General features: G+C 42.5%; 13 protein-coding genes. 4 read left to right on the forward strand and 9 right to left on the reverse strand.

All coding sequences use genetic code 11. From position 1 onward, the window contains the following. Positions 1 to 12: 12 nt before the first annotated feature. The 4 genes from tkt to iolG all read left to right on the forward strand — a co-directional run bounded on the left by tkt (position 13) and on the right by iolG (position 6,147). Positions 13 to 2,010, forward strand: a complete 1,998-nt coding sequence (gene tkt / locus C3007_RS05720; RefSeq protein WP_103853537.1) for a transketolase — start codon at positions 13 to 15, stop codon at positions 2,008 to 2,010. Positions 2,011 to 2,270: 260 nt separating this feature from the next. After that, positions 2,271 to 4,211, forward strand: a complete 1,941-nt coding sequence (gene iolD, locus C3007_RS05725; protein WP_103853538.1) for a 3D-(3,5/4)-trihydroxycyclohexane-1,2-dione acylhydrolase (decyclizing) — start codon at positions 2,271 to 2,273, stop codon at positions 4,209 to 4,211. A gap of 27 nt (positions 4,212 to 4,238) precedes the next feature. Beyond that, positions 4,239 to 5,135: a myo-inosose-2 dehydratase gene (gene iolE, locus C3007_RS05730; RefSeq protein ID WP_103853539.1), complete on the forward strand. Its 897-nt coding sequence runs from the start codon at positions 4,239 to 4,241 to the stop codon at positions 5,133 to 5,135. 1 nt (position 5,136) lies between these two features. Next, a complete protein-coding gene (gene iolG / locus C3007_RS05735; protein ID WP_103853540.1) occupies positions 5,137 to 6,147 on the forward strand; it encodes an inositol 2-dehydrogenase in 1,011 nt (336 codons plus the stop codon). A gap of 46 nt (positions 6,148 to 6,193) precedes the next feature. Here the strand turns inward: iolG and C3007_RS05740 are convergent, their stop codons facing one another. The 9 genes from C3007_RS05740 to cysQ all read right to left on the reverse strand — a co-directional run bounded on the left by C3007_RS05740 (position 6,194) and on the right by cysQ (position 12,764). Beyond that, on the reverse strand, positions 6,194 to 6,556 hold the full coding sequence (locus C3007_RS05740; protein WP_103853541.1) for a DUF488 domain-containing protein: 363 nt from the start codon (positions 6,554 to 6,556) through the stop codon (positions 6,194 to 6,196). 55 nt (positions 6,557 to 6,611) lie between these two features. After that, positions 6,612 to 6,896 (reverse strand): YfcZ/YiiS family protein, encoded by a 285-nt coding sequence (locus tag C3007_RS05745; RefSeq protein WP_103853542.1) that lies wholly within the window; start codon positions 6,894 to 6,896, stop codon positions 6,612 to 6,614. Positions 6,897 to 7,000: 104 nt separating this feature from the next. Continuing rightward, complete coding sequence (gene gnd / locus C3007_RS05750) at positions 7,001 to 8,455, reverse strand: decarboxylating NADP(+)-dependent phosphogluconate dehydrogenase (protein ID WP_103853543.1); 1,455 nt, start codon at positions 8,453 to 8,455, stop codon at positions 7,001 to 7,003. A 45-nt stretch (positions 8,456 to 8,500) separates the two neighbouring features. Further along, positions 8,501 to 8,860 carry a DUF1304 domain-containing protein gene (locus tag C3007_RS05755; protein ID WP_103853544.1) on the reverse strand — a complete coding sequence of 120 codons (360 nt, stop codon included), beginning with the start codon at positions 8,858 to 8,860 and terminating at the stop codon, positions 8,501 to 8,503. Position 8,861: 1 nt separating this feature from the next. Beyond that, the gene (locus tag C3007_RS05760) at positions 8,862 to 9,170 is read right to left on the reverse strand and encodes a nucleotidyltransferase family protein (protein ID WP_103853545.1); all 309 of its coding nucleotides are present in this window, start codon (positions 9,168 to 9,170) and stop codon (positions 8,862 to 8,864) included. Further along, positions 9,163 to 9,597, reverse strand: coding sequence for a nucleotidyltransferase substrate binding protein (locus C3007_RS05765; RefSeq protein WP_103853546.1), 435 nt, complete (start codon positions 9,595 to 9,597; stop codon positions 9,163 to 9,165). Before C3007_RS05765 ends, C3007_RS05760 begins: the two co-directional genes overlap by 8 nt. A gap of 49 nt (positions 9,598 to 9,646) precedes the next feature. Then, positions 9,647 to 10,345 carry a 6-phosphogluconolactonase gene (gene pgl, locus C3007_RS05770; protein WP_103853547.1) on the reverse strand — a complete coding sequence of 233 codons (699 nt, stop codon included), beginning with the start codon at positions 10,343 to 10,345 and terminating at the stop codon, positions 9,647 to 9,649. A 48-nt stretch (positions 10,346 to 10,393) separates the two neighbouring features. Beyond that, on the reverse strand, positions 10,394 to 11,887 hold the full coding sequence (zwf, locus tag C3007_RS05775) for a glucose-6-phosphate dehydrogenase (RefSeq protein WP_103853548.1): 1,494 nt from the start codon (positions 11,885 to 11,887) through the stop codon (positions 10,394 to 10,396). A gap of 70 nt (positions 11,888 to 11,957) precedes the next feature. After that, on the reverse strand, positions 11,958 to 12,764 hold the full coding sequence (gene cysQ / locus C3007_RS05780) for a 3'(2'),5'-bisphosphate nucleotidase CysQ (RefSeq protein WP_103853549.1): 807 nt from the start codon (positions 12,762 to 12,764) through the stop codon (positions 11,958 to 11,960). Between the last annotated feature and the right edge of the window lie 13 nt (positions 12,765 to 12,777).

A 12,777-nucleotide genomic window follows, 5' to 3' on the forward strand; every position in this document is an offset into this window, starting at 1 on the left:
AGGAGAACAAAAATGTCAACTCGAAGAGAATTAGCGAATGCCATTCGTTTTTTAAGTATGGACGCGGTGCAGAAAGCCAAATCAGGGCACCCGGGCGCGCCGATGGGAATGGCGGACATCGCCGAAGTATTATGGCGTGATTTTTTAGTGCATAATCCAACCAATCCAAAATGGTCAAACCGCGATAGATTTGTGTTATCAAATGGACACGGTTCAATGTTAATTTACAGCCTTTTACATTTAACAGGCTATGATTTAACCATTTCAGATTTACAACAATTCCGTCAATTACATTCCAAAACTCCGGGCCACCCAGAATATGGCTATGCACCTGGTGTGGAAACCACTACAGGCCCATTAGGTCAGGGCATTACTAACGCGGTAGGAATGGCGATTGCCGAGAAAACCTTAGCGGCACAATTTAACCGCCCAGGCCACGAGGTTATCGACCACTATACTTACGCTTTCTTAGGCGATGGTTGTTTAATGGAAGGGATTTCCCACGAGGCTTGCTCATTAGCAGGAACCTTAGGTCTAGGCAAATTAATCGCGTTCTATGATGACAACAATATTTCTATTGATGGTGAAGTGGACGGCTGGTTCACCGATAACACCAAAGAACGTTTTGAAGCCTATAACTGGCAAGTGATTGGGCAAATTGATGGCCATAATCCAGAAGCCATTGCGGAAGCCATTAAACAAGCGCAAGCAGAAAAAGCGCGTCCAACCTTGATTATCTGTAAAACCACCATTGGTTTTGGCTCACCAAACAAAGCCGGCTCACACGACAGTCACGGTGCGCCATTAGGTGATGAAGAAATCGCTTTAACGCGTAAAAACTTAGGTTGGAACTATGCACCATTTGAAATCCCTGCGGAAATTTATGCGCAATGGGACGCCAAAGAAAAAGGCAAACAAGCAGAACAAGCGTGGAATGAAAAATGGACAGCATATAGCCAAGCCTATCCAGAATTAAGTGCAGAGCTTGAACGCCGTTTAAGTGGTGAATTGCCAGCAAATTGGGCGCAAGAAAGCCAAGCCTTTGTTGAAAAATTACAAGCCAATCCAGCAAGCATCGCAAGCCGAAAAGCATCACAAAATGCCATTGAAGCCTATGCGCCATTATTGCCAGAGTTTTTAGGTGGTTCGGCAGATTTAGCGGGTTCAAACTTAACCTTATGGTCAGGTTCTCGCCCTATTCGTGCCACAGAAAATCAAGATGGTAACTACATCAACTACGGCGTGCGTGAGTTTGGTATGTCTGCCATTATGAACGGGATTGCCTTACACGGTGGTTTCATTCCTTATGGCGCAACTTTCTTAATGTTTATGGAATATGCCCATAATGCCGTGAGAATGGCGGCGTTAATGAAACAACGTGTGCTTTTCGTGTACACCCACGATTCTATCGGCTTAGGGGAAGACGGCCCGACACACCAACCTGTGGAGCAAACAGCGTCATTACGTTTAATTCCAAATTTAGAAACGTGGCGTCCGTGTGACCAAGTGGAATCGGCAGTTGCGTGGAAAGCTGCGGTTGAGCGTAAAGATGGCCCGAGTGCGATGATTTTCAGTCGTCAAAATCTTACTCAAATGGACAGAACCCCTGCACAATTGGCTGATGTGGCGCGCGGTGGTTATATCTTAACCGATAGTGAAGGCACACCAGATTTAATCTTCATTGCGACAGGTTCTGAAGTAGAATTAGTGGTGAAAGCAGCGGAGCAACTTCGTCAAGAAGGCAAAAAAATCCGTGTGGTATCAATGCCTTCTACGAACGTGTTTGACAAACAAGATGAAGCCTATCGCGAAAGCGTATTGCCAAGCAGCGTTACCAAACGTGTTGCAGTTGAAGCGGGCATTAGCGAGTTCTGGTACAAATACGTTGGCTTCGGCGGACGCATTGTGGGAATGAACACCTTTGGTGAATCTGCCCCTGCCGGTGAATTATTCAAACTATTTGGCTTCACCGTGGAAAACGTGGTGGCTAAAGCGAAAGAAATTTTATAATTTTCCACCGCACTTTATCTTGATAAAAACCTTGGGTTTTGGCCCAAGGTTTTTTTGTCTGTATATAAAGCATTTGATTTATTCTGAGTTGTTTTTGTTGTTATTTTTAGCGTAATGCTTGCTAGATTTTTCAACTCTTTTTTCTCAAAATTTGATCCCTGCCACAAAAATGAAATTTATTTTTCATTTTTGTTTTATTTGAAATAAAAGTGTGATTATATAATGCAGAAATTCGTTTTTAGGGTAACGAGGAGAGAAAGATGAAAACAGTCAGACTTACAGTTGCGCAAGCCTTAGTAAAATTCTTAGATAATCAGTACGTTGAATTTGATGGCAAGGTGACGAAGTTTATTGAAGGTATCTTTGGGATCTTTGGACACGGAAATGTGCTAGGATTAGGGCAAGCACTTGAGCAAAGTTCAGGTGATTTAGTCGTTCGGCAAGGACGCAATGAGCAAGGAATGGCGCACGTTGCCATCGGTTTTGCTAAACAGAAATTGCGTAAGCAAATCTATGCGTGTACATCTTCCGTGGGGCCAGGTGCGGCGAATATGATTACCGCGGCGGCAACGGCAACAGCCAACCGTATCCCTTTACTTTTATTACCTGGTGATGTGTTTGCAACACGTCAGCCTGATCCTGTGTTACAACAAATTGAGCAATCTTATGATTTAAGCATTAGTACCAATGACGCCTTCCGTGCCGTGAGTAAATATTGGGATCGAGTTAGTCGTCCGGAGCAGTTAATGACAGCTTGTATTAATGCTATGCGTGTACTGACTGACCCTGCGCAAACAGGGGCGGTAACGATTGCGTTACCGCAAGATGTGCAGGGGGAGGCTTATGATTTTCCAGAATCGTTCCTAGAAAAGCGTATTCATCGCATTGAGCGTACATTGCCGACAGAGCCAATGTTGCAAGATGCCTTGGCGTTAATCCAATCAAAGAAAAAACCACTTATTATTTGTGGTGGTGGGGTGCGTTATTCCGAGGCGGCGGAGCAATTAAAAGCCTTTGCTGAAATCTATAATATTCCTTTTGCGGAGACGCAAGCAGGTAAAAGTGCAGTGGTTTCTTCCCATTATTTGAATGTTGGTGGCGTTGGTGAAACTGGTTGTTTGTCTGCCAATTTACTTGCCAAAGAAGCCGATCTGATTATTGGTGTAGGAACAAGATATACAGATTTTACCACGTCTTCGAAATGGATTTTTCAACACCCTGAAGTGAAATATCTCAACATCAATGTTTCTCGTTTTGATGCTTATAAATTAGATGGGGTACAAATCACCGCAGATGCGAAAGAAACTTTAGAAAAATTGACCGCACTTCTCGCACCGACAGGTTATCAAAGTGCTTGGGGAGAAGAAATTTCTCAAGCCAAACAACAGTTTGAAAAAGAGCTGGATCGCCTTTATCACCTGTCTTATAGCGAAAATGATTTTGTACCAGAAGTAGACGATAACCTAAATCGTGAAGCAGTGTTTGAAGAATTTATTAGGCTGACAAATTCACGTTTAACTCAGAGTCGGGTACTAGGCATTCTCAATGAAACATTAGGTGAAAATGATGTGATTGTTGGGGCGGCGGGAAGTTTACCAGGTGATTTGCAGCGGGTATGGCAATCAAAAGGTGTGAATACTTACCATTTAGAATATGGTTATTCTTGTATGGGCTATGAGGTGAATGCGGCGCTTGGGGTGAAATTAGCTCAGCCACAACGAGAAGTTTATGCGCTGTTAGGTGATGGCTCCTATATGATGCTCCATTCTGAATTGGTTACTTCTATTCAAGAAGGTAAAAAAGTTAATGTCATATTATTTGATAATATGACCAACGGCTGTATCAACAATCTTCAAATTGGACACGGTATGGATAGCTTTGCGACAGAATTTCGTTTCAGAAATGCCGATACGAACAAGCTCAATGGCGCTTTTGTTCCAGTAGATTTTGCAATGAACGCGGCTTCTTATGGGTGTAAGACCTATCGTGTAACCACAGAGGAAGAGTTAGTCGCAGCGTTGCAAGATGCGAAAAAACAATCTGTCTCTACGCTAATTGATGTGAAAGTGTTGCCGAAAACAATGGTGCATTCTTATGGCAGTTGGTGGCATGTTGGAGTGGCAGAAGTTTCCGAAAAAGAACGAGTTCAACAGGCTTATGAAAATGCGGTGAAACGCATAAATGAAGCAAGACGTTATTAATTATTCATTGTTTAAGAAGGAAAAATTATGAAAGCTGAAAATGTAAAATTAGGGATTGCACCTATTGGCTGGACAAACGATGATTTACCTGAATTAGGTGCTGAAAATACTTTTGAGCAATGTGTGAGTGAAATGGCGCTGGCAGGCTATACCGGCTGTGAAGTAGGAAACAAATACCCGCGCGATGTTGAAGTATTGAAACACAAGCTTGATGTTCGAGGCATAGAAATTTGTAATGCTTGGTTTAGCACTTTCTTTGTGGACGGAAAAAAAGCGCAAACACTGCAAGATTTTATTAAACATCGTGATTTTTTACACGCAATGGGCGCGAAAGTGATCGGTTGTTCCGAACAAAGCCGGAGTATTCAAGGATTGCCGAAATCAATTTTTAATGAAAAAACCGTTTTCACTGATGCAGAGTGGCAGCTATTGGCAGAGGGGTATAATGAATTAGCTAAATTAGCCGCCGAAAAAGGAATGCGCGTGTGCTTACATCACCATATGGGAACAGGGATTCAAACACCAGAGGAAATCGATCGTTATATGTCGGTGGTAAATGATGATGTTTATCTCTTATTTGATTCAGGTCATCTGTACTATTCCGAAGGCTCTCAACAGGCAATGCTTGATGTACTAGAAAAATATATTGATCGTATTATTCACGTTCACTTGAAAGATGTTCGCGATGATGTAGTTAATGAAGTGCGGTCGAAAAATCTAAGTTTTTTAGAAGGCGTGAAAAAAGGGACATTTACTGTACCCGGTGATGGCGTGATTGATTTTAAACCTATCTTTGAAATCTTAGATAGACATAATTACAAAGGCTGGATGGTGGTAGAAGCAGAACAAGATCCTGCTGTCGCCAATCCATTTGAATATGCAGTGAAAGGTCGTAAATATATTAAAGATGTAGCAGGAGTTTAATATGATTAAAGTAGGTATTATCGGTGCTGGGCGTATTGGTCGCGTACATTCTGAAAGCATCAGCAAATATGTTAAAGGAGCAGAAATTAAAGCTATTTCTGATATTCGTGTCACTGATGAACTTCAGCAATGGGCAAAAGAAATAGGTATCCCAAATGTCTATGATGATTACCAAAAGATTCTGCAAGATCCTGAAATTGACGCTGTGTTAGTTTGTTCTTCAACCAACACTCACGCCCCAATTTCTATTGAAGCAGCGCGGGCAGGTAAGCATATTTTTTGCGAAAAACCAATTGATGCGAATGTGGAACGCATTCAAGAAGTGCTTAAAGAAGTAGAAAAGGCCGGTGTGAAATTCCAAGTGGGATTTAACCGTCGTTTTGATCATAACTTTAAAGCCATAAAACAACGTGTTGTAGCAGGAGATATTGGTGAGCCTCATTTAATTCGCGTTACCTCAAGAGATCCTGCTGTACCCCCGATCGAATACGTTAAAGTATCAGGCGGAATGTTCTTTGATATGACAATCCACGACTTTGATATGATCCGTTATCTTTCAGGCAGTGAAGTAACAGAAGTCTATGCAGCGGGTGGAGTGCTTGTTGATCCTGCTATCGGTGAGGCTGGGGATATTGATACTGCCGTAATCACCTTGAAATTAGCTAATGGTGCAATTGGCGTGATTGATAACAGCCGTAAAGCCGTTTATGGCTATGATCAACGCGCTGAAGTATTTGGATCGAAAGGTGCGGTGCAAACGCGTAATGATACTGATTCTACAGCGGTATATTCTAGTGAAGCTGGTGTTATCTCAGAAAAACCGAAATACTTCTTTTTAGAGCGTTATATGCAATCTTTCGCAGATGAAATGGCGTGTTTCGTGGATTCGGTGGTGAATAATAAACCAACATTAGTCAATGGTAATGATGGTTTACAACCTGTGCTTATTGCCCTTGCAGCGAAAAAATCTTTAAATGAAGGGCGCCCAGTTAAGTTGAGCGAAATTGCTTAAGAAAATTGAAAACAATGAGAGCCAAATGGCTCTCATTTTTTATGAGTTAAAGAATATTTTTCGTGTGTTCCAACACATTTAATAACACAGGAATATGGCTGTGTTCAATATCTTTCACTGCGGTAACTAATACGACTTCCTTTTGATTAGCAATTTTTTGTAGGAAATCTTGTACTAATGACTTGTTTTGTTGGAGTTCTTGGGCGTATTGTTGGGCAAATTCGGGGTAGGTGATTTCAGCGTGGTGATAGCGGGTTCTTAGCTCGGAAGATGGGGTGATGTCTTTTTCCCAAAGGGCGATGTGGGCTTCTAGTTTAGCAATTCCTCTTGGCCAAAGGCGGTCGATCAGGACACGGAAATCATTTGGGGAAAAATCTTTGTCGTAAATGCGTTTTACTGTAAATTTCATTGGATGCTCAGGGATTGAATTCAGGGGCTAAATTTAGCCCCTTGTGTTGGTTTGATTAACGTAAGCCTAATTCAAAAATTAAGGATTCCGCTTGGCAGCTGAACGTGAAATCAGCGTTGAGTAAGAATCCGCCGTCAACGGGGCTAATTGCGGCTTGAATTTGGCAAGGTTCGGTTTCTGTGGCACGCGCTTTTTGGGTGAACTCTTGTAAGGCTAGATCAGCTTCTGCTTCTGTAGCATAAACACGTTCAACGTGGCTGGTGCAGTTGCTATTGTCGATGATAGTGCCAACGTCAAAGGTGTTGCAGCCTACGCATTCTACGGGATTCTCTTTTTTCATTTTATGACTCCTATTTTTTATGAATGGAAAAAGTGCGAAATTTTACACCGCACTTTATTTTATGCAAAAAGAGCGATAGGCAGCCCCATCGCTCGTCATATTAATTATACATCATAAGTGGTTGATGCAGTGTTACCGCCGCGTCCTGTCCAGTTTGTATGGAAGAACTCACCGCGTGGTTTGTCTTTGCGCTCATAAGTGTGTGCACCGAAGTAATCACGCTGTGCTTGTAGTAAGTTGGCTGGTAAGTGAGCGGAAGTGTAGCCATCTAAGAAGGTGATTGCAGATGCCATACAAGGCATTGGGATACCCACTTCGATAGATTTTGCGACCACTTTACGCCAGTCGCCTAAGGCGTTTTCTAAGATGTTTTTGAAGTATGGATCTGAGCCTAAGAAAATCAGATCTGGGTTAGCTTCATAGGCATCACGGATATTGCCTAAGAAACGGCTACGAATGATACAACCTTCACGCCATAATAAGGCAGTTGCGCCGTAGTTAATGTTCCAACCAAAGTTTTCAGAGGCTTCACGGATCAACATAAATCCTTGTGCGTATGAAATAATTTTTGACGCGAGCAGGGCTTTGCGTACCGCTTCGATCCAAACTTGTTTATCCCCTTCCACTGGTTGAATGGTTTTGTGGAATAATTTTGCTGCGGCAACACGTTGATCTTTAAATGAAGACACGCAACGGGCAAACACAGATTCGGTGATTAAGGTTAATGGAATACCAAAATCAAGGGCGTTGATCCCCGTCCATTTGCCTGTCCCTTTTTGTCCTGCGGTGTCTAAGATTTTTTCTACTAATGGCTCGCCATCGGCATCTTTATAACCAAGAATATCGGTGGTGATGTCGATTAAATAGCTATCCAGCTCGGTTTTTTTCCATTCTGCAAAGATTTTTTGCATTTCGTCATAGCTTAAACCTAAGCCATCTTTTAAGAATTGATAGGCTTCACAGATAAGTTGCATATCGCCGTATTCAATGCCGTTATGCACCATTTTCACGAAATGGCCCGCACCTTCTTGTCCTACCCAATCACAGCAAGGTTCACCTTTGTCCGTTTTGGCAGAGATCGCTTGCAAAATAGGTTTTACATAAGGCCAAGCTTCTGCATTACCACCTGGCATAATTGATGGTCCGTGACGCGCACCTTCTTCACCGCCTGATACACCCGCACCCACAAAGCGAATGCCTTTTTCCGCTAATTCTTTCACACGGCGGTTGGTGTCTGGATAGTTTGAGTTTCCGCCATCAATAATGATGTCGCCTTCTTCTAAATAAGGCAGTAATGCGTTGATGAATTGATCAACCACTTCACCCGCACGCACCATTAGCATCACTTTGCGAGGTTTTTCTAATTTGTTTGCCAGATCTTCTAAGGAATAAGCACCGATAATATTTGTGCCTTTCGCTGGCCCTTCTAAGAACTCGTCCACTTTTGAGGTGGTACGGTTATACGCCACCACTTTAAAGCCGTGGTCGTTCATATTTAAAATTAAGTTTTGTCCCATTACCGCTAAACCGATAACGCCGATATCGCCTTTTACTGACATTGTTTTCTCCTGTGTAATCATTGCGAAAATTGTTTTATGTGTTTCCTAGCTCAATATATAAGCGATAAAAGCTAGGGTTGCAGGCAATCCCTGCTTAATTAAAATATTGTGGTTTCTTGCTGTTGCCGCACCAAAAATGGCGGCAATAATGATACAACCAAGCAAGAAATAAATCATTGCCACATTCTGAGTGAGCTGAGCGAAGATCAACCCTGCGGCAAGAAAACCGTTATATAGCCCTTGATTGGCAAATAATACTTTGACCCTATTTTGGGCGATAAAATGCTCTTCAAGGTTAAAAATTCGTTTTGCACTTTTGCTTGTAATGGCAAATATTTCTAAATAGAGAATATAAAAATGCTCTATGGCAACGATATAAAGTAAGATTGTTGCGAGAAGTAGCATTCTATTTTTTATCTCCAACTTGAATAATTTCTGATTTCTGCAAAATAATTTGCTGAAATTCTGCTGATGTTGCTGCCCAATCCACAATATCCACTTGCCAAGGTAAATCACTTTCTGAAAACGCATTTTCGACTTCGCATAGCGTTTTTAAAGAAAGGGGCTGTGTTGTCATTACCACCAAATCAAGATCTGAAAAAGGGCGAGCCGTGCCCTTTACTCTTGAGCCAAAAGCACGCACTTCATATTCACTCAAATAAGTGCGGAGGATTTTTTCCACAATTTCAAGATGTTGGGGTTGAATATCAATCATCGTTATTACGCTGTTGTAATTGGCTGAGCAAGTTTTTGGCAGAAGCTAAAAAACCGATCATTTGTTCATAGACTTGCTGAGCCTTATTTTGATCGTAAGTGTGCGAGGTGATGTTTCGCATTTTACGATAGAGCAGCCAATCTTCCACTTGCTCAATCAAGCCTGCTTTGGCACTCAAACGCAAAATATCGCGGAAATCCGCACTGTCAATTTCATCGGGAGCTTCAGCAATCAGCTTTAATTGGCGTTTCATCATCTTAATGCTTAGCTCATAAACAAATTCAAATTTTTGAATGCAACCAGCGATAAGAGTGTCTTGCACAATGTTTTCTTGTGTGGCAAACCATTGCTTATCCGCCAGTTTGGCTAAGGTCATTTCAAGTGAGTTAAACGCTTTTTCTAACGCTGAAAGATCCAGTTGTTCCATTTATTTTCCCAATAAAACTTTCCCAAAAAATCACCGCACTTTCATTTTATTACAACAACTTCGCCGCGTCTTTATCCAAATACCACTCGGTTACGCCGTTTTTCGCCTTAATTTTTGCGGCGGGGTAAGGCAGATTTTCTGCGGGCGTACTTTGGATTTCTTTTAAAATTTCCGCTTTCGCTGCACCGGTTACCAAATAGGTAATGCGTTTGGCTTGCTCGATCAATTTTGCGGTTTTGGAAATTCGCACTTGTCCTGTTTCTGGGTGTTTGGCGATCACTGCTAAATTTTCGTCATCAAAATTGGTTTGATGCGGGAATAATGAGGCGGTATGCCCATCTGCACCCATTCCCAAAATAATCCAATCAAAAACGCCGTCAGAAATGACCGCACTTAATTCCTGTTGAAAGCGTGCAAGCTCTTGCTCCACAGGGGCTTCGCCACGAATGCGATGAATGTTTTCTGCTGGAATCTCAATATGATCGAACAATAATTTTTGCACTTCGCCATAGTTGCTTTCAGGCTCAGAGGGATCAACCATTCGATCATCGCCCCACCAAAAATGCAGGTTTTGCCATTGAATGGCTTGGTTGTACGGTGCTGCTGCCAAGGTTTTAAACAAAAGTTTTGGCGTGCTGCCGCCGGAAAGGGAAATATGCACGGGGCGACCTTCAAGGCTGTATTGCTTGAGTTCTTCAGCGATTTTTTCCACCGCACTTTGTGCATTTTCAAAAATAACGTTGTTCATTCTGTTCTCCGAAGATCCCCTAGCTCCCGTAAGAGCGGGGGGATTGGGTTAGACTTTTTTCTTCATTAAACCACTTGGTTTACGCCAAACGCGCCCTGTGCGAGCAATCAGTTTATCGGCTTCTGTTGGCCCCCAAGTGCCGGCTTCGTAATCGTAAATACGGCCGCGCGCGGCTTTGTAATCCAAAATCGGCTGAACAAATTTCCAGCAGGCGTGTACGGCGTCCGTACGCGCAAAGAGGGTGGCATCACCTTTCATTGCATCTAGCAACAAGCGATCGTACGCACTTAATAAACTTGGCTGAGCCAAATCTGCGTAGCGGAAATCCATTGAGACTTCTTTAGCTTCAAAGCCTGCTCCTGGTTTTTTTAAACCAAAACGCATTGAAATGCCTTCATCAGGTTGAATGCGAATGATCAATTTGTTTTCTGGCGCATTTTGGCTGAATACTGGGTGTGGTGTGGTTTTAAAATGGATTACCACTTCTGTTACTCGTGCCGGTAAGCGTTTTCCTGTACGCACATAAAATGGCACACCAGCCCAACGCCAGTTGTCAATTTCGCAGCGCAATGCCATATAGGTTTCTGTGTTGGAATCTGGTGGTACACCTTTTTCTTCAAGATAGCCTTTCACTTCTTTGCCATTAATGAAACCACGAGTATATTGCCCTAACACAAGGTTGTTTTTTAAATCTTCTTCGCTTAGTGGGTGTAAACAATATAACACTTTTGCCACTTCATCACGCATTGAATCCGCATTAATAATAGCGGGTGGCTCCATAGCTATCATTGCTAATACTTGTAACAAGTGATTTTGGAACATATCACGCATGGCACCTGAACCGTCATAATAACCGCCACGTTCTTCCACGCCTAGTTGTTCAGCACCAGTAATTTCTACGTAATCAATGAAATTGCGATTCCATAATGGTTCAAATAAACCGTTAGAAAAGCGTAATACTAAAAGATTTTGTACAGTTTCTTTGCCAAGATAATGATCAATACGGTAGATCTGATGCTCTTCAAAGAAGCGGTGAATTTGAATATCTAAGGTTTTAGCGGTTTTTATGTCGTAACCAAAGGGCTTTTCCACGATTAGACGTTTCCAGCCCTGTTCTTCGGTATTTAAACCGTGTGCGGCAAGGCATTCAGGGATCACACCATAAAGGCTTGGCGGTGTGGACATATAATAAAGCGTGTTGCCTTCGGTGTGATATTTTTCGTGTAATTCGGCTAAACGCGGCACCAGTTTGCCATAATCTTTCGCATCAGAAGTGTTGATGGTTTGGTAATACAGATGGCTACAAAAATGCTCAAGCATCTCGCCTTCCGCTTTTTCCGTTTTGATCAATGCCTGACGCATTTTTTCACGGAATTGCTCATCGGTCATTTCTGTTCTTGCTACGCCTAGTACGGAAAAATCTTCCGCTAAACGCCCGAGTTTGTATAAATTGTACAGTGCGGGGATTAATTTACGGTGGGTTAAATCGCCCGAAGCCCCAAAAATCACGATACAGTTTTTTTCTGCGTTGAGGTTTGTCATATGATTGCTATCCATTTTTAAAAGAGTGGTAATAATATGCCCAAATTTGGCAAATTACCAATAGTTCTCATTAATTAAATTGAAAGATGTTGTGCCAGTTTAACTGCGCGTCTGCCACCATCACAAAATCAGGGTTTACCAAGGTTTCGCGCTGATTATAAGTCAGTGGCTGGAAATGCGGATCAAAGATTTTGCCGCCCATTTCCGCTAAAATAATTTCTGCCGCAGCGGTATCCCATTCGCCCGTTTCCCCTAAGCGCACATAACAATCTGCCGTGCCTTCTGCCACCAAGGCGCTTTTAATGCCGCTCGAGCCGATAATCTGAAACTCGTATTGAAAATTTGGATTTAAAATCGACCGCACTTTGTTTTTTGCGGAATGTGAGCCAACGGTAATGCGAATAGGGTGGTTAAGATTAACAGGTTGTTTTTCAAGTGCGGTGGTTTTTTGCGGCGTTTTTTTGTATGCCCCTGCACCTTGCAGTGCATAGTAGGTATGTTGTGATTGTGGCGAATGAATCACCCCAAGCACAGGGCGATGTTGATGCACCAAGGCAATCAAAACAGAAAAATTCCCCGTGCGATTAATAAATTGCTGCGTGCCATCTAAGGGATCGACTAGCCAATATGTTTGCCACTGTTTCCGTTCAGCAAAGGGAATTTTGCAATTTTCTTCCGATAAAACAGGAATCTCGGGCGTTAAGGCGGTGAGTTTTTCAATTAAAAATTGGCTGACAAAAAGATCCGCTTCGGTAACTGGCGTGTTATCTGCCTTGAGCTGTGGACGGATATTTTTTCCATAAAAACGATTAAGATGATCGCCCGCCTGCTCGGCAATTGCCAACACGGATTGCAGTAAAGAAGAATCGAATAACAAAGTAGCCGCCCAA

It is taken from the genome of Avibacterium gallinarum, from assembly GCF_002921135.1.
Lineage (GTDB): Bacteria > Pseudomonadota > Gammaproteobacteria > Enterobacterales > Pasteurellaceae > Avibacterium > Avibacterium gallinarum.